The sequence below is a fragment of the Granulicatella sp. zg-84 genome, assembly GCF_010892375.1.
Classification (GTDB): Bacteria; Bacillota; Bacilli; order Lactobacillales; family Aerococcaceae; genus WM01.
In genome coordinates, this window is the sequence record NZ_WNJX01000002.1 from 1 (window position 1) to 19,415 (window position 19,415).

13 protein-coding genes and 1 other annotated feature (1 of these 14 running past the window's edge) are annotated in these 19,415 nt (G+C 35.0%); of the genes, 11 read left to right on the forward strand and 2 right to left on the reverse strand.

Annotated features, from left to right (window positions below; translation table 11 throughout):
• Nucleotides 1-58: 58 nt before the first annotated feature.
• The 3 genes from GMA06_RS00590 to GMA06_RS00600 all read left to right on the forward strand — a co-directional run bounded on the left by GMA06_RS00590 (nt 59) and on the right by GMA06_RS00600 (nt 6,914).
• Entirely contained in the window at nt 59-4,459 is a 4,401-nt protein-coding gene (locus tag GMA06_RS00590; RefSeq protein WP_163561349.1) for a SpaA isopeptide-forming pilin-related protein, read from the forward strand.
• A 67-nt stretch (nt 4,460-4,526) separates the two neighbouring features.
• Nucleotides 4,527-5,597, forward strand: a complete 1,071-nt coding sequence (locus tag GMA06_RS00595) for an iron-containing alcohol dehydrogenase family protein (protein WP_163561350.1) — start codon at nt 4,527-4,529, stop codon at nt 5,595-5,597.
• Nucleotides 5,598-5,630: 33 nt separating this feature from the next.
• A complete protein-coding gene (locus tag GMA06_RS00600; RefSeq protein WP_163561351.1) occupies nt 5,631-6,914 on the forward strand; it encodes a serine hydrolase in 1,284 nt (427 codons plus the stop codon).
• Between the two features lie 158 nt (nt 6,915-7,072).
• Here GMA06_RS00600 and GMA06_RS00605 read toward each other — a convergent pair whose 3' ends face one another.
• Complete coding sequence (locus tag GMA06_RS00605; protein ID WP_163561352.1) at nt 7,073-9,715, reverse strand: cation-translocating P-type ATPase; 2,643 nt, start codon at nt 9,713-9,715, stop codon at nt 7,073-7,075.
• Between the two features lie 674 nt (nt 9,716-10,389).
• On the opposite strand from GMA06_RS00605, the gene GMA06_RS00610 reads away from it, so the two are divergent.
• Nucleotides 10,390-10,560, forward strand: a complete 171-nt coding sequence (locus tag GMA06_RS00610; protein ID WP_163561353.1) for a hypothetical protein — start codon at nt 10,390-10,392, stop codon at nt 10,558-10,560.
• Nucleotides 10,561-10,670: 110 nt separating this feature from the next.
• On the opposite strand, the gene GMA06_RS00615 is transcribed toward GMA06_RS00610, so the two are convergent.
• Entirely contained in the window at nt 10,671-11,291 is a 621-nt protein-coding gene (locus tag GMA06_RS00615) for a helix-turn-helix transcriptional regulator (protein ID WP_163561354.1), read from the reverse strand.
• 445 nt (nt 11,292-11,736) lie between these two features.
• Here GMA06_RS00615 and GMA06_RS00620 point away from each other — a divergent pair, with 445 nt between their 5' ends.
• The 7 genes from GMA06_RS00620 (at nt 11,737) to GMA06_RS00650 (ending at nt 19,178) form a co-directional block, all read left to right on the forward strand.
• Nucleotides 11,737-12,555, forward strand: coding sequence for a Cof-type HAD-IIB family hydrolase (locus GMA06_RS00620; protein WP_163561355.1), 819 nt, complete (start codon nt 11,737-11,739; stop codon nt 12,553-12,555).
• Between the two features lie 2 nt (nt 12,556-12,557).
• Complete coding sequence (ftsY, locus tag GMA06_RS00625) at nt 12,558-13,586, forward strand: signal recognition particle-docking protein FtsY (RefSeq protein WP_163561356.1); 1,029 nt, start codon at nt 12,558-12,560, stop codon at nt 13,584-13,586.
• A gap of 71 nt (nt 13,587-13,657) precedes the next feature.
• Nucleotides 13,658-14,794, forward strand: a complete 1,137-nt coding sequence (locus tag GMA06_RS00630; protein ID WP_163561357.1) for a nucleotidyltransferase family protein — start codon at nt 13,658-13,660, stop codon at nt 14,792-14,794.
• Nucleotides 14,781-15,641 carry a YitT family protein gene (locus GMA06_RS00635; RefSeq protein WP_205422874.1) on the forward strand — a complete coding sequence of 287 codons (861 nt, stop codon included), beginning with the start codon at nt 14,781-14,783 and terminating at the stop codon, nt 15,639-15,641. Before GMA06_RS00630 ends, GMA06_RS00635 begins: the two co-directional genes overlap by 14 nt.
• On the forward strand, nt 15,641-16,114 hold the full coding sequence (gene tadA / locus GMA06_RS00640; RefSeq protein WP_163561358.1) for a tRNA adenosine(34) deaminase TadA: 474 nt from the start codon (nt 15,641-15,643) through the stop codon (nt 16,112-16,114). The genes GMA06_RS00635 and tadA overlap by 1 nt, the downstream gene beginning before the upstream one ends.
• A gap of 383 nt (nt 16,115-16,497) precedes the next feature.
• Complete coding sequence (locus GMA06_RS00645) at nt 16,498-17,589, forward strand: spermidine/putrescine ABC transporter substrate-binding protein (RefSeq protein WP_163545730.1); 1,092 nt, start codon at nt 16,498-16,500, stop codon at nt 17,587-17,589.
• Entirely contained in the window at nt 17,589-19,178 is a 1,590-nt protein-coding gene (locus GMA06_RS00650; protein ID WP_163561359.1) for an amidohydrolase family protein, read from the forward strand. Before GMA06_RS00645 ends, GMA06_RS00650 begins: the two co-directional genes overlap by 1 nt.
• 60 nt (nt 19,179-19,238) lie before the next feature.
• Nucleotides 19,239-19,415 (forward strand) — a binding site (T-box leader) (it continues 21 nt past the right edge of the window).

A 19,415-nucleotide genomic window follows, 5' to 3' on the forward strand; every position in this document is an offset into this window, starting at 1 on the left:
ATTTTAATCATACAACACCATTCTCAGTGGCAGAAAAAGAATGTGAAAAAGGTAGTGAATGGTTAATGCCATTCACTACCAACATACTCACTATTTCTCTCCACCAACACAATTTGACGAAGAGCCAAAAGATTCCGGTTTAGGTGCACCAGTGATTACCTCTATTAAAAGGGATGATACAGAGATATTAAACGAGCATGAAATAGGAACAACTCAGGCAGATTTAATGTGCTCTACAGAGCATCGGATGGGTACTATCGAAAATGGTGAATATATTTATACGATTGAAACACCAGTTACAGATGTTCGAGATTTTTACGCTTTAGATTTTCATACGACTTTAACTGCTGAATTAAAAAAAGGAGCAGACTTAACGTATGGAGGTACTACAACCGTTTTAGATAGAGATACGGTTTTAGAGGTACCGTCAACAGCAAGACTATTATTACCTGGAGCATTTCATCATGATGACAGTAGCCCTGTTATCAATACGAGTGGAACTGAAGATACGGTAACAGCTGGAGATTATATAACCGATACATCTATTCGTTGGACATCATCAGTTGTAAATAATGGTAATACACCTAAAACGAAAACATTTGATATGACACCAGATGCTTCACAAAATGTAACGAGTGTTAAAGTCTTTTATTATAAACCGTCAAATAATGGATATGTTTTAGAAAGAACAGAAACAAAATCTGTTCATGACACTCAATTTACAGTTTCCGATATACCTACTGGTTATATTGTTCAAACAGAAGTGTTAACCAATATTACAAATGAAAAAGTAAATCATACTATTCCACAAGCCGGTTTAGAGGCACTAAAAGTCGATTTGAAAATTAGAAAATCTTGGGAAGACGGTGCTACACCAGTTGATACACGTTATGAAATACGTGCTGACAATACACTTATTCGCACAGAGGTGTTAAATGCGAATCAAACAGAAAAAGTGGTCGAAAATATTCAAAAATTTAAATTAGATAATTATGGAGAAAGAAAGCGTATTGATTATTCTGTAGAAGAACTTGCACCTTCAGGATATTATTTGTTATATAGTGGTTCAGATGATAAAGCGTTAGATTATTATTTTGTGAATAAACAAAGAAAACAACATCCTGTTGCGAATATTCAATGTAGTGAATACGGTGTCACAAGAATTACAGATTTAACATTAAACTCATTTTCAACGGCTGATTCAGCAGGTTGGGGAGGTATTTATCAATTCCATTTCAAAATACCTGCTAATGCGAAACCGGGAGACTATTTCACGGTGTCTTTACCGGATGACTACGTTATCCAGCACGTGCCTAATTCGAATAAGCGATGGCAGACATTGGATCCGGAAGGTAAACACGGTGCAGTTGATGTATATCATGTGGCAAAAGATAAGTTGAAATTTGTGGTTACGGAAAATGGTGTATCCTCACAAGATTATACAGGATTTTTTGAATTATCTGGTTCTGAAAAGAAAACAGATGCTGAGTTAAATAGTGTCTATTATGTGAATGGTAGACGAATGAGTTTGGAAGAAAAACGAAGAATGCGTGTTTTCTCAGGGATAGAGCCTAGAGCAGGGTTCTTCTACGACCCAGACCATCCTAAATCAACTATTATTTCAAAAGAGGTTGACTACACAGCTGAAAATCACTTTGGGGCAACTGATTCATGTAGTAAAAATTTAACCAATATTGTGACAGCGCATTATGAACCAAATCCAATTTCAGAAACAGCACCGACTATTCGGAAAAATACTATTGATATAGGGGAAGATTATATTACGTGGGAAGTTTTGTTTAATGCTAGAGGAGACAATAGAAATTTTCCTAAAGATAGATATTTAGAAGATCATTTAGGGGACGGGATTGAACTATATCATGGGAATAATCCTAGCTCTTTTGATAAAGATATTGACGTATTTATGGCAGACCCGGGCAATGGGCAAAACTATATGGCAAATACTATTTTGAGAGTACCTAAATCAGAATATACGATTACAGGTAGTCCCCAAGACAAATATTATTATGGCCCAGATGTTGACTATAATTATCGAGGAACAGATAAATTTAGAAGTTTATATCGTCTAGATTTTTCTTTTAATCATCGTACAATCAGTAGAAAAGTAATGGTTATTCGTGTCAAAACAAAGAAAAAAGCATCAGGCCGTCAAGTAAACTTAGCACATGCACGTTCAGGTGGTATTTTTGGAGAAGTGCATAATGTATTAGGTAGACCATTTTTTTATGATACTCGTGTGAGTGCGGAACCAATACATGTGTATCAATATAAATTTAAAAAAGTAGAGAATATAAATGGGACTACTGTTCCAATTAGAGAACCTGCACGGTTTGCTTTATATGGAATCGAACAACATACAAATCAAAAAATTATTTTATCAAATGAAGAATCTGACGATACAGGGACGGTTACGTTTGATCGACTAGAAGCAAATAAAACATACTATTTTAAAGAAATAGAAGCACCAGAGGGATATACGCTTGATGACACCATGCATACCTTGGTTGTTGCTCAAGATGGTAGTATTCGTGTTGACGGAGAACCCTATGATGCAAATCACTTAAAAGAGATTATCAACGTGAAGGCACATACAACATCTACGTCTGTTGAGTTAGAAAAACTAGATAGTCAAACGGGAAATGCACTTACAGGAGCTATCTTTAGACTACAATCAAATACGGGTTATAATGTTGTTTCACGAAATGATGTCAACGCCTCAAGAGTCATATTTCATGCGTTACAAGAAGGGCATTATCGTTTAACCGAAGAAAGTGCACCAAATGGATATATACCATATACACAAGCATTTGAATTTGATGTCGATAGTCAAGGAAATATTAGCAATACATCGCAAGATGATTCTTACTTTACATCAGAATTAGTCAATGAAAATAAAACGATAAAATTAAAAATGAAAAATCATAAAGACCATTTCGATATTCGACTGATGAAACATGATGTAGCAGATGAACAGCATGTATTAAAAGATGCAATTTTTAGACTGTTTTCATCTGATCAAACCACTCAAATTGGCTATGATAAAGTAACAGATGAACGTGGTAATCTACAATTTGAGAATTTATCTCCAGGGACATATTACATTCAAGAAATAACATCTCCAGATGGGTATGAATTGAATACGAAAAAATATGAAGTTATTTTACATGAAGACGGCACAGCTGGAAGTCACAATGCCGATGATGTATTCGTGTTGAAGAATATGGATAATCGGGTGTTAAATATTGTAGCGAAAAATAGAAAAAAAGAGTATCGTGTGAAATTGCAAAAGATTACGGAAGAAGGTACGGGTCTTGATGGCTCGAGATTTGAAATTGTAGATGAAAACGGACAACGTGTAAATGATTATGTGGCTACTTTATCAAGAGATGGGTTTATCTTTGGTGAGGGGCAAATTAGAAAATTGTCTTCGGGAACGTACTATATTAAAGAGTTACTCGCACCAAATGGATATGTGCCTTTATCAGAAAGTATTCCGTTTACACTATCTCCAGACGGTGTATTGAGTGTTCCAGAAAATAAAGCACATCTTGTTGTACTTGGAAATAGTTCTGAGCATGATGATTTAGTATCTATTAAAGTAAAAAACTATAAGCCAGAAATTCGATTAACAAAAGTATCCAAAGATGATACATCTGTTCTTTTAGAGCATGCTCAATTTACACTGTATCAACAAGACGGCGTGACAGAAGTGGCGACGAAAGAAACGGATAGTCAAGGTATGGTGTCATTTAAAGAGTTGGCACTTGGAACGAGTTATTATTTACAAGAAAAACAAGCGCCAATCGGTTATCAAAGGGATGATACTAAATACAAAATTAGTATTGCTCAAAATGGCATCATGACGGTTAAAGTTGCTACGATTGAACAAAACAGAGAAGTGTTGACAGATGTTACTGATACATTGACTGTTCAGCAACAAGAAAATATACTGTCTTTAATGATGAAAAATACACCAATACGTTATATGTTGAAAGTGATAAAAGTTGATGCGAAAACAAATCAGACATTGGCGAATGCACGATTTATTATTAAACAAAGTAAAGATGCGAATGCACCGGCATATAATGGGCAACAAGCGACATTGACAACGGGAGAATTTACGTTTACAAATAGAGATAAAGGGTTTGTACCGGGTGTGTATTATTTAGTCGAAGAAACAGCACCAGAACATTATCAAAAATTACCCGAGCCTGTGATGATTACGATTGGGCAAAATGGAGATGTGACAGTATCAGATACGTTTAAAGATATTGTTCTTATTGAAAAAGAGAGTAACTCAAATATTGTAGGTATTCGTGTGAAAAACTTCAAACCGGGAGAATTTCCAAAAACGGGTGGTATCGGTGTAGAAATCTTTATGATATGTGGTATAAGTATAATGCTTATTTCTGTTTTATATTATCGTAAAAAGCAATAGAAAAAAATCGGAAAAGATGATAGAATAACGATATTCTATCATCTTTTTTTAATTATAGGAGGACATTATGCGATTTGAACAAGTGACAAGAAGTACCCCAGGACAATATATTAGTGAAGCAGGTGCTTTAGTTTATTTATCAGAAAAATTAAAAGCATTTGATAAGCCTTATATTGTTACTGGAGAAAAATCTTATGAAGCGTTTTTAACATTTACACCGGATAAGTTAGAAGGTATTCCTGTTTTAAAATATGATAAAACATCTAGTCATGAGGACGGTGAGCGTCTAGCGGCATTGGCAAAAGATGCTGATGTGATTGTGGCAATCGGTGGTGGAAAGGTTTGTGATACGGCTAAAATTGTTGCAGAACGTTTAAATTGTGACATTATTTCTGTACCAACAGTCGTGGGAACATGTGCTCCTACAACACCGGTAGCGGCGGTATATCACCCAGATAAAACGTTTAAAATGGTGGATTATTTTTCAAGAACAGCGTATTGTTGTATTGTAGATTTAACATTATTAGCACATTCTCCAAAAGCGTATTTTGAAGGTGGTGTTTGTGACACGCTTGTGAAATGGTATGAGGCAGAAAGTATTGTGCGTCATGTTGAGGATACGTTGGAGGCGAATGTTGCGTTAGGATTAGCTGCGGCAAAAGTCACACAAGAAATTTTATTACGTGATACACCTGAAGCGTTAAAAAATTTAGAGAATCATGACGTAACACCTGCTTTCAAACGTGTTGTGGATACAGTCTTTAATGTGGCAGCTGCTGTAGGTTGTTTTGCTTGTGAATATGGGCGTATGTCTGGAGCACATGCTGTACATAATGCTTTATCATTATTTAAAGAAACACATGCTATACAGCACGGTGTTAAAGTGTCTTACGGGCTACTCGTTCAATTAGCAGCAATGAATGAATTAGAGGAATTACAACGATTAATTCTGTTTTATAAAGAGAATGGTTTTATTTATTCATGGCATCAATTAGGCATAGAAGAAACTATGGAAACAGCTGTACCAAAAATGGCATCATTTGCAGCGAGCGATAGGGAAACATTTCGTCTTGCTGTTCCGAATGTTCAAACGGACGATATAGTAAAAGCTGTGCATTTAGTTGAAAAATATGTATAATAAAAATGTATTTTTAACTAAGGGAGCGACTTTATGCTTAAAAAGAAGAAAATATATCAAATTTTATCATTGAGTATCGTGTTAACTAGTATTGTGCTCATTTATTTGTTGTTTTTGCTACCAGCAACAAAACAAGATGTATTTGCATATACTTGGGGAGATGACCTACCTTTAACTGCATCACTTTATTTGGATCATGCCAAACCAGACACACAAGTGGAGATAGATAAGAGCCAGCTTGAAAAAGAGGGATTGCAGACAGTTAATGTTGTTTATGAGGGAAAAACATACCGTGTCAAATTTAATATCAATAAGCCTGATATATCAACGATTGTTGCCTTAGATGCAGCCAATCGAGTATTTTATAAAGGACAAAATTATCAAACGATTTTTAAAGTAAATCCAAAGTATGCTTCTCAAGTGACGTATAATAAGAACAGTCAATCACTGTCAAGTGGCGAAGAACGTGTGTGTGCGACAGCGTATGGACAAGAAAGTTGCCAAGTGCTAACGGTGGCGGATAAACCGGAAGTACTGGAGGGATTGGTTTCTAAATATGATTATGTCAACAAAGATTTGGTTACCATTGTTAGAGAATTTTTAGCCGATAAAAATGTGAGTGAAGAACTTGTGTCGTTTGCGTATAAATCAGTTGATTCAGATGATGTGATTGCAATGAACAAAAATGCACCTATGAAATCAGCAAGTACATATAAACTGCCATTAAATATGTTAGTGTCCGACAAAGTGAAAAGTGGTAATTTATCTTTAGACCAAAAAGTGCCCGTATGTAGCGAATGCTATGAAAGTATTGACGAATACAGAGGATTCCTCAATAATTATGGACAATCCGTAGACGTTAAACTATTACAAGAAGAAAGTATTGTAAATTCAAGTAATGTAGCATCACTTGTTTTATTTAATACACTAGGTGGCGTGACGAAAGTATATGAAGATATTGCTGTTTATGGTCAAGCTGAGGGAGATATTAAAACCATTGCTTCCAGTGATTATAGTTTGACGACAAGTGATTATTTTATACAAGTACTAAATTATTTGTATAAAAACCAAAATACGTATGCAGATATTATTGCCTATATGAAAAAAGCAATGCCGGGTGCATATCTGAAAAAATATGTGACGGATGCGGATATTGCACACAAATATGGAGATTTTGGTGGTGCACATAATGATGTTGCGATTGTGTATGAAAAAACACCTTATCTTTTAGCACTATACACAACAGGAGTTGGTCTTGAAACTTTTGAACAACTTGCATTTGTGATTAATCAGTATCATATCACGCATCAAAAATAGGAAATAATAAAGTTTATTGCTAAGTGAAAGGTAAGAGAGCTAGTTATCTTAAAATAGTAAAATGCTTAACATCGATACATTGATGTTAAGCATTTTTGTTAATATAAATAAAAGAATAGAAGGAACTTCTAGCAGTTCCTCCTATTTTGGTGTATCTATTATTTTTTATGTGCAATACGTAAAACAATTTTACAAATTTCAACAACAGGAACAATCGCAAAGGCTACGCCAACGACCATACCCCATTGAGCAAGTGTTAAGCTTGAAGAACTAAAGAATGTGTTTACACCTGGTACAATCATTACAATCAGTAACATTGCTGCAGAACCGATGGTTGCATAGTTTAACCATTTGTTTGCGAATGGGTTCATACTAAATAGAGATTGGTAAACAGATTTTACATTATATGCGTGGAACAATTGGATTAAACCGAGTGTTGCGAATGCCATTGTTTCGGCAACTGGAACACCAAAGTGGTCTTTTGCATACCAGAAAATTCCTAGTGTAAATAATGATTCTAAAATACCTTGGTAAATAATACTATGTCCAACACCGTTAGATAGGAAGTTAGAGCTTTTTCCACGAGGTTTCATCGTCATAACGCCTTTTTCAGTTTCTTCCAATCCTAGTGCAATAGCAGGGAATACGTCTGTGACTAAGTTAATCCATAAAATATGAATAGGTTCTAAAATAGTCCAACCAAGCATTGTTGCAACGAATAATGTCATCACTTCACCTAAGTTTGCAGACAATAAGTATTGAATAGCTTTTTGAATATTTGCAAAGACTTTCCGTCCTTCTTTCACGGCAGCAACGATTGTTTTGAAATTATCATCAGCTAAAACCATATCAGAAGCACCTTTGGATACTTCCGTACCAGTAATACCCATACCTACACCAATGTCGGCAGCTTTTAAAGACGGAGCATCGTTAACGCCATCACCTGTCATGGCAACAACTTTGTTGTGAGATTGCCATGCTTTCACAATTCTTACTTTATGTTCTGGAGATACACGAGCATAAACAGAATATTGTTCGACGTGTTGGCGTAATGCTTCATCAGACATTGCATCTAATTCAGCACCTGTTAAAACGGCGTGTTCTTGATTTTCTTCAATAATACCTAAACGTTTCGCAATAGCTTGAGCTGTGTCTTTATGGTCACCTGTAATCATAATTGTGCGAATACCTGCTTTTTTGGCAACAGCAATCGCATCAGCAGCTTCTTTACGTTCAGGGTCAATCATACCAACTAGCCCCGCAAATACCATGTTTTGCTCTACATATTCAGTTGTCAATTCACTTGGCACAGCGTCCACTTCTTTATATGCCATGGCTAAAACACGCAATGCTTGAGTCGCCATTTCATGATTTAATCTTGCCAATGTATCTTTGTCAGTGTCAGTAATTGGTCTTACGGCACCGTTATCTAAAATATGTGTGCAACGCGTTAATAAAATATCTGGAGCACCTTTTGTTGCGATAAGGTATGCATTGTTTACTGGGTGAATAGTTGACATCATTTTGCGGTCAGACTCAAATGGTACTTCTGCCACACGTGGATAAGCACTTAAAAATTCTTGTAGGTTTAATTGTTTATCCAATGCGAATTGTACAAGTGCTGTTTCAGTTGGATCGCCGATTAGTTGTCCTTCTTTTGACAGTTTTGTGTCGTTTGCTAGTGTCATCACTTTTAATACAGATAAGTCTAAGTCAATCGGCTCGCTAGCATTATGAATGGTATTGTTATAAACTACTTTTTCAACTGTCATTTGGTTCAGTGTCAATGTTCCTGTTTTATCGGAACAAATAATTTCTGTTCCACCCAATGTTTCAACGGCAGGTAATTTACGAATTAACGCATTTTGTTTTGCCATAGATTGAGTACCTAAAGCTAAAATAATTGTTGAAATAGCAGGTAACCCTTCAGGGATTGCAGCAACAGCGATTGAGATAGCTGTTAATAACATAGCTGTGGCAGGTCTACCTTGGGATAGCCCGATACCAAAAATAATTGCAGCAATCACTAAAATTAAAATAGTCAACCATTTTCCAAGTTGATCTTGATTTTCTTGTAGTGGTGTTTTGCTTTCTTTTTCAGAAACAAGCATATTGGCAATTTTACCAACTTCGGTATCCATACCTGTTGCTACAACAACACCAAGTCCACGTCCATACGTTACGTTTGTACTTGAAAATGCCATATTTGTACGGTCACCGATACCAGACTCCTCACTATTTGGAATAGCTAATGATTTTTCAACGGGAACAGATTCTCCAGTTAGTGCAGACTCTTCAATTTTTAATGTGTTGACTTCTAATAAACGCATATCGGCAGGGACAACATCACCTGCTTCTAATAAAACAATATCTCCAACGACAATTTCTTCACTTTTTAGTGATAATGTATGCCCGTCACGCATCACACGTGCAAGAGGAGATGCCATTTTTTTCAAGGCATTTACAGCTTCTTCGGCTTTTGCTTCTTGAGCAATCCCCAACACCGCATTGATAAGTACCACAATCATTATCATAATCGCATCATGATACTCTGGATGTCCTTCAGCATAAGATACCACAACAGACAACACAGCAGCTGCCATTAAAATAATAATCATGAAATCTTTGAATTGATCTAAAAATTTAGCAAGTAAAGAACGTTTTTCTCCTTCTTGTAACATATTCTCGCCATATTTAGCAAGACGATCGCTTGCCTCTTTGCTAGATAAACCAGCTAATGAACTATCTACATCTTGTAAGACTTCTTCTTGTGATAATAAGAAATAATCTTTCTTTGTCATATTTTTCCTCCTAAAATCATATAGATTGTTTTAGATAAAAGAAAAAGACTTATAGATACAGCTAGCTGTATCTATAAGTCTCACTGTTTAAGATAGCACCAGCAGAAACCTGCTTGTCGTTGTTGATACTATCGCACAATTTTAAATTGTACCAGTTACTCCCTTATAAAAAACATATCACATGCAACATATTATACAAGAATTGAAAAGAAATGCAAGAGAAAAAATTTTCTGAAAAATGTTTATAAATAGGAAAATAGTTACGATTATTTGATAAGTATAAAAAAGATTATCTAGAAAAAAGTGGTATCGTTTACATTTCTTTAGATAATGCTCTACTATTAGTAGAGTAAGGCACGATTTAAGTTAAATATTAAGGTAAGAAGATAGTGAATATGTTTGATGTATATTATTCAATATCAATTGTTCTAATGGTTGTGTATAAAGTATTAGAATGTATATTTTTAATTTTAGGAATTTCTTTTTTCTGGAAACATAGAAAAAATAAACCAATAAGTACGGGGAGAAAATCTATGTTCAAAAATATAGAAGATATTTGGAAAAAAGAGATGTTGCAATATATCTCTTAGCTTAAAAGAAAATGATAAAACACCAATGCTACAAAGTGTTTTGTTGGCTATTCAAAGCACAATTTGCGAGTTGAATGGTAAGCATTGTGGCGGTGGGCAGATAGATTGGCTATCCAGCGATTGATGCAAGATATTCGATTGAAAAAATACGATAAATGGATTATTTTGACAGAAGAACAAATGGCATTATTACAAAAGATACAAGACACTGATGATGGTTCAGTCGGTATCGCTGGTGGTTGGGGTAGGTTTTAAGATGAAAAATAAGAGCTTTTCAATAGATTGTTAAATATGTTTACATCAATATAAAAATGGTGATTGACACTTAAAATGTTAATTCACCATTTTTTATATTAAAGAGATTTTTATAGGGTATTTTGTACCATTTTTCTTTTGATTTTTCGTAATATCCAATAGCAACATAATATATAGATAAACCATAATAGAATATAGAAAACAAAGAGGGAAAAGTCATATCCATAAAATATTGGTAAAAATAAGTCAACGCCTGTTAGTGAGCTAAGGTATATAGAAAAAGGAGTGAAACTAACAAGCCAAATATTGATTTTCCAAAAATGATATTGTTGCTGTTTGGTTATATGAAATAGTTGGATACTTATTTGATGTAATAAAATACTTAAAGTCGTACAAATAATAAAAGCAATAAGGCTTAATATACTGTGTGTAGCATGAAAGATAATAATAGATAAGAAAAAACCTAATGTATTGAGTATCGTTGACAGTATTATGCTTGTTTTTGCATTGAATAAGGATACATGTGTGGTGGTATTTTTTCCAGTTAATAAATAATCTGTTGTGACATGAAAGTAATCACTTAATAAAATAATGTTATCAATATCAGGCGTACTTTGTTGGCTTTCCCATTTTGAGACAGCCTGCCGAGAAATGTGTAATGCCTCGGCTAATTGTTCTTGTGAAAGTCCTTTTTCTTTTCTTAAACGATAAATGCGTTCATGAATTGTCATGATAATGCCCTCCTTTTGTTTATATGTATAGTAACATACAAAATGGTTGCATAGCTGTATTTTGTGCCTCTCTTTTTGTCAACGAGGCGTTGCATAGATAAAACATAGATAAAAATATTGTTCGTTTATATTGCATCATTTTGAAATAGGAAAGAATAGTCCCTTTGACATGCCATATCGTGTAACATAAGCCTTCGTGAGATTTAGGCATTCCCTACCCGATTTATTTGTTGGGGCAAAAAGTAAGTCTAGATTATCATCGAAATCATTTATCAAAAAATAAAATAAGAAAGTAAGCCCCTAACGGTAGATAGCATATTATTGTTGGCATCTCGGTGTCGAGCTGCTTTTGTTTTTACAGTGTTGTATAAGAGAAATGATTAGTAAGTAGAACAAAGGCTCTTTTTTTGCTATAATATAAGGGATTTCTAAATGGAGGTAGACAATGATAAAACTAATAGCAATAGATTTAGACGGCACCTTATTAACAAGTGATAAAACGATTAGTCAAAGAAATAAAGAAGTGATAAAACAAGCAAAAGAACAGGGCATAAAAATTGTATTGTGCACAGGCCGACCAATTATGGGTATTCGAGCATTTTTAGAGGAACTAGATTTGATATCAGAGCATGACCATTGCATTACGTTTAACGGTGGTTTAGTGCAAGTGACGGAAACGGAGGAAATACTCGCACAAAAAGCTCACACAAAAGCAGATGTGGAGCATATTTATGATGTGTGTTTTTCCGTAGGATTACCGATAAATGCTATTGACTTAGAAAAAGTGTATGAACCAATTTATCCACCACATAATCGTTCGCTTTATCCAGATATTATCAATAATCTGTTGTTTGAGCATAGAGATATAGACAGTTTTGATGCAGACCACATGTTTAATAAAGTTGTGTCTTGCTGTCCACAAGATGTATTAGATAGTAAAATAGCTGTATTGCCAGAAACTTTTAAAAATGACTACACATTATTGAAATCTCGTCCAATTTTGTTAGAAATTTTGCCTAAAGACGTTGATAAAGGATATGGGCTGAAATGTTTATGTGAGCTTTTAAATATAAAAGCTGAAGAAGTTTTGGCTTGTGGTGATGAAGAAAATGATTTGGCAATGTTGACGTATGCCGGATATGGTGTTGCAATGGGAAATGCGACACAAGATGTTAAAAATGCTGCCAAATATATAACAGATACAAATGACGCAGACGGTGTGGCAAAAGCCATTGAATTGTATGTGTTGCATAAAGGAGAATAATCATGGGATTTTTTGATCGAATAAAACGTGCGTTTACGGGAGAAGATGAAACACTCATTCAACAAGATACGCAACAAGAAGAAAAGAAAATTATTTTTGAGCAATATGATAAGGGAATGGAGAAAACAAGACGCAGTTTTTCAGAGCGTATCAATGACTTGTTTTCTAGCTTTAAAGGTGTTGATGAAGATTTCTTTGATGAATTGGAAGAAGTGTTTATAACGGCTGACGTAGGCTTTGATATGACGATTGCTTTAACGGACGCATTACGTGAAGACGAAGCTGTATGGCAAGCAAAAAATCCAGAAGCTGTCAAAAAAGCCATTGTCAGACATTTAGTAGCCATTTATGAAAAAGGAGAACAAGTGTCATCTAAATTGGCGAAAAGTGCAGATGATTTAACTGTTATTTTATTTGTGGGTGTTAATGGAGTTGGGAAAACAACAACAATTGGTAAATTAGCTTCTAAATTACAAAAAGAGGGGAATAAAGTGCTATTAGCTGCTGGCGATACGTTCCGTGCAGGTGCGATTGAACAAATCGGTGTGTGGGGAGAGCGTATTGGTGTTCCCGTAGTTGAAGGAGATATGGGTGGAGATCCTGCGTCTGTTGTTTTTGATGCAATCAAAAAAGCCAAAGAGGAGCATGTCGATTATTTATTAGTCGATACGGCAGGACGTTTACAAAATAAAGTAAATTTAATGAACGAGTTGGAAAAAATCAAACGTATTATTTCTCGTGAAATCCCAGGTGGAGCACAGGAGGTTTTACTCGTCCTAGATGCGACAACAGGACAAAATGCCTTAATTCAAGCGAAACAGTTCAATGAAACAACGAATATCACAGGTTTAGTATTGACAAAATTAGACGGAACAGCCAAAGGTGGCGTTGTACTAGCCATTCGTCATGAGTTAGATATTCCTGTTAAATTTGTTGGTCTTGGAGAAGGTGTAGAGGACTTAAGAGAATTTGCACCCGATGAGTATATGTATGGTTTAGTTAAAGATTTGATTGACAAACAATATGAATAAATCAGGAGGCTGTGTGACAAAGGGTGTGTCCCTTTGTCACACAGCCAGTATTGATAAATAGGAGGAATTGTGTGAGAGCATGTGCGATTATTGCAGAATATAATCCTTTTCATAATGGGCATGCTTGGCATATTCAACAAGCAAGAGAGCATAGTCAAGCTGACGTGATGATTGCTGTTATGAGTGGGAATTTTACGCAAAGAGGCGATTTAGCGATTTTAAATAAGTGGAATAGAGCAAAATTAGCCTTATCTCATGGGGTTGATATGGTTGTTGAATTACCAACAGTTGAGGCTGTTCAATCTGCAGATTTTTTTGCTGAAAATGCTGTGAGAATAGCTCATAAATTACAGTGTCAGTTTATATCATGTGGAGTAGAAAGTGGAACATCTCAAGCGTTTCAAGAAATTGCTGAAGCATTAATGAATCTACCAGAAAAGGATTTTACACAGTCTTATCATACGCAAGTGCTGATGTATTTATCGCAACTATTTCCTACTGAAATGGCAACACTTATATCAACGCCTAATAATCAGTTGGCACTATCTTATATGAAAGCAATTATAAAGCATGACTATTCGATGCAGTTATTACCAATTATACGCACGTCTGCCCAGCACTATGATACTCAAGTGGAAAGCAATTCTTGTTTTGCAAGTGGCACAGCAATTCGTCAAAAAGTGCTTTCTCATGAGGACTATATAAGTGTTGTGCCAGAATTATCGTATCGCACGTTACAAAATCATGCAGTACAACTCAAAACAGCGTACGATAAATATTGGGTTATTCTGCAAACCATAATTATGTCTAAGTCACTAGAGGAATTGCGTTGCGTGTATCAAATGGTGGAGGGGATAGAGTATCGTTTGAAAAAATGCGTGTATCATGCGGAAAGTTATGAGCATTTTGTAGAGTTGGTGATGAATAAGCGTTGGAAAAGAGCCAGAGTACAGCGCTTGTGTTTATACATTGTGCTAAATATACAAAGTCAAGAGCGACAAGATAGTGTGCGAGTATTGGCGATAAACAACGTAGGAACGCGATATATGAAGCAATTAAAGCACGTAGATTTTATTACACAATTCAAAAAAAATCATGATGAAAAGTGGCATAGACAAATATCATGTGATAAAATATATCAAACATTATGTGAACAATCTGAACAAAATTTTAGGTGGATAGAAAGAGATGCAAATGAAAAAGTTTAAATATTATCAAGATGTAAGGTCTATCGTTTTATTAACTGCGGCAACGCTGCTACAAGTGTTTACATTACAGGCGATTTTAACACCCGCTAATTTATTACCGAGTGGTTTTTTAGGTATTTCTGTGCTTATTCAAAATATATCTAAAATGTTTTTACCGACACCTATTCCACTAAATATTTCTTCTCTTGTGCTGAATGTTGTCGTTGCATTTTTGTGTTATAAAGGTTTAAGTAAACGATTTGCATTTTTATCTCTTTTTCAAGTCGTATTATCTAGTTTCTTTTTAAGTATCTTTCATTTTCAACCTATCTTGCACGATGTGATGTTAGCTGTATTATTAGGTGGAGCATTGAATGGTATTTATATTGCATTAGCACTATATGCAGACGGCTCCACAGGAGGAACCGACTTTATCGCATTATACGTGTCGAATAAAAAAGGAAAATCTATTTGGGAGTACGTGTTTGTTGGGAATGTCATTTTATTAATTGTTTTTGCCTTAACAAGTAGTTGGGAACAAGCAGGCTTTTCTATTTTATTCCAATTTGTTGCGACGAAAACATTGGAAAATTTCCACCATCGTTATGAACAGTTGACATTACAAATCACAACAGAAACTCCCGAGAAAATTATGGATTATTATTTTGAGAACTATAAGCATGGCATGTCGTGTATAGAGGGTGTTGGTGGTTATACGCATCGGAAAATTTATATTTTATATACCGTTATTTCTTCTTACGAATTAAAAGAAATTACAAAAGGTATTTTAAATTCAGATCCAAAAGCGATTATCAATGTGATGAGTACCGAACAATTTTATGGTAACTTTTATCGGGAGAAACACTAATGACCGAAAAAGAATATTTTATGAGAGAAGCCTTGAAAGAAGCTCAAAAAGCGTATGATTTAGATGAAGTACCTATCGGTGCTGTTGTTGTGTATAAAGGTGAGGTCATTGGTAGAGGATACAACTTACGAGAAAAGGAACAAGATGCGACACTTCATGCAGAAATAAAAGCGATACGTCAAGCAAATGCGCACTTAGGGAATTGGCGTTTAGAAGAGTGTGAGTTATTTGTTACTTTAGAACCGTGTCCAATGTGCAGTGGTGCCATTATTTTATCAAGACTAAAAAAAGTAACCTTTGGTGCTTTTGATCCAAAAGCAGGAACATGCGGTACTTTTATGAATTTAGTTCAAGATAGTCGGTTTAATCATCAAGCCGAGGTGGAAAGTGGCATACTAGAAGAAGAGTGTAAGGCTCTTTTACAGCGGTTTTTTAAAGAACTACGAGAACGTAAAAAACAGATAAATATATAAAAATTGTGTTGGAGTTTTTGTCCCAACACAATTTTTTGGTAAAGTATTTTTTTCTCCCGATACGTTTTATTGAAGTGCGTACTATTCGGTACAAAGTACATCTAGTAAAAATACTACTACTTCTAATTTTTTGTTTAAAAGAATTGTCTACCATTTTATTCTTTTTGCTTGTTTATATTTATGTTGTATTGTAGAATAATTTTAAGAAATAATCTTATTTCTCTAGCAATTCCTAGTAAGATGAGTAGTGTGGCTATTACTTTTTCGTCTACTAGGTTTTTTATTTTGTATAAAGAAATAAAATTTCTTTATATTTTGATAGCATATTTTTTTAAAAATAGGTATACTTAGAACGTTAAAATAGTATAGGAAAGAGGGTTAGTATGAAAAAATTAGGATTATTCTTTGGTAGTATTCTAGCTGCTGTGTCTATTCTTTTTTTTATGAAATTCGCTTTAGAGCAAGAGCGTGCATCTTCTGTTGGTGTAGAAGTTGATGCACAAAAACCGCTGTATATTTTTAACTGGGGCGATTATATTGACCCTGAGTTAATAAAAGAATTTGAGGAAAAAACAGGATATTCCGTTGTTTATGAAACGTTCGATTCTAATGATGCAATGGAAGCTAAATTAAAACAAGGTGGTACACCGTATGATCTTATTTTTCCAAGTGAGTCACGTGTCCCAAAACTATTAGAAGAAAACTTATTAAAACCACTTGATAAGTCTAAAATTATCGGGTTAGAAACACTTTCTCCTGCCTTGATGAATCAAAATTTTGATAGAGATAATCAATACACAATCCCATATTTTTGGGGAACGATTGGTATTATGGTCAATACAGAAATGGTCGATGCTGAAAAAATTACGACTTGGAAAGATTTATGGGATTCAGAATATAAAAATAATATTTTAGTGTTGGACAATTTCCATGAAATGTTAGGGTTGACTTTACAAAGTATGGGATATTCATTGAATACGCAAGATGAAGAGAAAATAAAAGAAGCGACACAACGATTGATTGCATTAAGTCCGAATATACGAGCGGTTTTAACAGATGAGATAAAACCTTTGTTAGTTGCGGGTGAAGCGGCGATTGGAATTGGTTACTCAGGAGATGCAGCTGCTGTTATTGCATCTAATCCAGCCATTACGTACATTATTCCAAAAGATGGTAGTGCTGTTTGGACAGATAATTTTGCTATTCCGCATACAGCAAAAAATATTGAGGGTGCTTATGCGTTTATTAACTTTATGTTAGAGCCTGAGCATGCAGCTAAAAATGCTGAGTATGTTGGGTATACAACACCAAGTCAAGCGGCTAGAGAATTATTACCTGAGGAAATGACAAGCGATACGATGTTCTATCCGTCAGATGATGTATTAAATGAATTGGAACATTATGAACATTTAGGTAAGCATTGGATAGAATTTTATAATGAACAATTTTTAAACTTTAAAATGGAGTTATCATAATGCATTATATTTTAAAAAGCAAAGCGATATTTGATACCGAAAAGAAAGAAACATTTTCTGGTGGTATTGAAATAAAAGATGGTTATATTACAGCTGTTTATCAACAAACTATCCCAACTGATAGAGGGTGCGATATTATTGATTGTGGTAGCCAAATGATTATTCCGTCTTTTATCGATGCACATGTTCATTTTTACTTGGCAAGTTTGGTTTATAACAAACGCTTAACAGTTGTATCTGGTCGTTCTCCCGAAGAAGTTGCTAAACAAGCAGAAACATTACCTATTCAAAATGGGTGGCGTATTGGTATTGGGTGGTATGCGAGTGATTTTGGACAACAAGTTTACCCAACAAGATGGAAATTAGATGCAACAACACACGATGTTCCGACTTTATTGATTTCAGGAGATGCGCATACGATTTGGCTAAACTCAGCTGGTATGAATGCTTTAAATATCACACCAGAAACATTACCGAAAGAGATTACAGGGGAACGTTTTTATGAGAACAATGTGTTAACAGGTGTGTTTTTAGAAGCGATTGCGATTTATTATTTAGCAAAAGTGTTGGAAATATTTCACGAAACAGCAACAGAGGATTGTTTGATGTATATGAAACAATTAAATCAAATGGGAATAACGGCTGTGGGAGATGTTGCTTTAACTGGTGAAAGCCCAGATGATTTAGTATATCCACATTTATATGCACATCAACAAGCAACTGTACGCATCAATTTCTTTCCAGCAATGCGTGAGGAAACACAGCACTTGGATACACTGTCTTCTAAGTATACATCGCCTATGCTCCAAATGTCAGGTGTGAAACAATTTTTTGACGGTGTGACAAGTTCACATACAGCGTTATTAAAAGAACCTTATGCCAATCCCTACCATGCTCATGATGTGGGTATTCCCTTAATTCCTATTGAAAAGATGCGTCGACTAATTCATCTTGCAAATCAAAAGGGTTTCCCAATCCGTATTCACGCCATTGGCGATAAAGCCATTCAGCTCACATTAACATATTTAAAAGAAGCACAAGAAAAATATCCACTTTTAAAAGGCAATAATACGGTTGAACATCTAGAAGTCATGGACTTAGCCGATTTACCATTGGTGACACAGCCAAATTTAGTATTATCTGTTCAACCAAGCCATTTGCTTGTAGGATATGACACGCTCGATGAAGAAGTCGGTCCAATCAGAGCAAAGGATATGTTCCCATTTCAGACCTTTCTTGATGTTGGGGCAACATTAGGATTTGGAACAGATGTGCCGGTGGTTGTTGATGTGACACCATTGGAAAGTCTTTACTATGCTGTTGCCCGTAAAACGACAGACGGTTTACCAGAGGGAGAGGCTTTAATGAGTCATCAAAAAATGAGTATTGCTGATGCATTAGTAGCACATACAAGTGGAGCAGCTGCGGCAATTAGTCGAGATGATGTAGGTACGATTTGCGTCGGTAAGCGAGCCGATTTAGCCGTATTAAGTGATAATATATTGCATCTATCAAATCCACAAGATATTTTAAATGTACAAGTTCTTAAAACCATTCTTAATGGTGACATTGTGTATCAAAAAATATAAAAAAATGATTGAAACAACTTGCAATTTCTGAAAAGAAATGGTTTAATAACAACATAATATTAACATTTATTGATAAAGACACGATTGATTAGTGAGCATTTTAGAGAGAATCGGCTAGGTGAAACGATTTATGTAACTAATGAATTACCACTTTTGAAAAGTTATTTTGAAAAATAACCGCTAGTTGCGTTACAACAAATGAGTGTTCGTCTGTTGACGAATAAAATGGGTGGAACC

What these genes read in the sequence shown, in the direction of transcription:
- GMA06_RS00605 (WP_163561352.1), bottom strand. Translation starts at nt 9,715, where the DNA reads ATGACAAAGAAAGATTATTTCTTATTATCACAAGAAGAAGTCTTACAA.
- GMA06_RS00615 (WP_163561354.1), bottom strand. Translation starts at nt 11,291, where the DNA reads ATGACAATTCATGAACGCATTTATCGTTTAAGAAAAGAAAAAGGACTT.
- GMA06_RS00650 (WP_163561359.1), top strand. Translation starts at nt 17,589, where the DNA reads ATGCATTATATTTTAAAAAGCAAAGCGATATTTGATACCGAAAAGAAA.
- ftsY (WP_163561356.1), top strand. Translation starts at nt 12,558, where the DNA reads ATGGGATTTTTTGATCGAATAAAACGTGCGTTTACGGGAGAAGATGAA.
- GMA06_RS00595 (WP_163561350.1), top strand. Translation starts at nt 4,527, where the DNA reads ATGCGATTTGAACAAGTGACAAGAAGTACCCCAGGACAATATATTAGT.
- GMA06_RS00590 (WP_163561349.1), top strand. Translation starts at nt 59, where the DNA reads ATGGTTAATGCCATTCACTACCAACATACTCACTATTTCTCTCCACCA.
- GMA06_RS00600 (WP_163561351.1), top strand. Translation starts at nt 5,631, where the DNA reads ATGCTTAAAAAGAAGAAAATATATCAAATTTTATCATTGAGTATCGTG.
- GMA06_RS00635 (WP_205422874.1), top strand. Translation starts at nt 14,781, where the DNA reads ATGAAAAAGTTTAAATATTATCAAGATGTAAGGTCTATCGTTTTATTA.
- GMA06_RS00645 (WP_163545730.1), top strand. Translation starts at nt 16,498, where the DNA reads ATGAAAAAATTAGGATTATTCTTTGGTAGTATTCTAGCTGCTGTGTCT.
- tadA (WP_163561358.1), top strand. Translation starts at nt 15,641, where the DNA reads ATGACCGAAAAAGAATATTTTATGAGAGAAGCCTTGAAAGAAGCTCAA.
- GMA06_RS00620 (WP_163561355.1), top strand. Translation starts at nt 11,737, where the DNA reads ATGATAAAACTAATAGCAATAGATTTAGACGGCACCTTATTAACAAGT.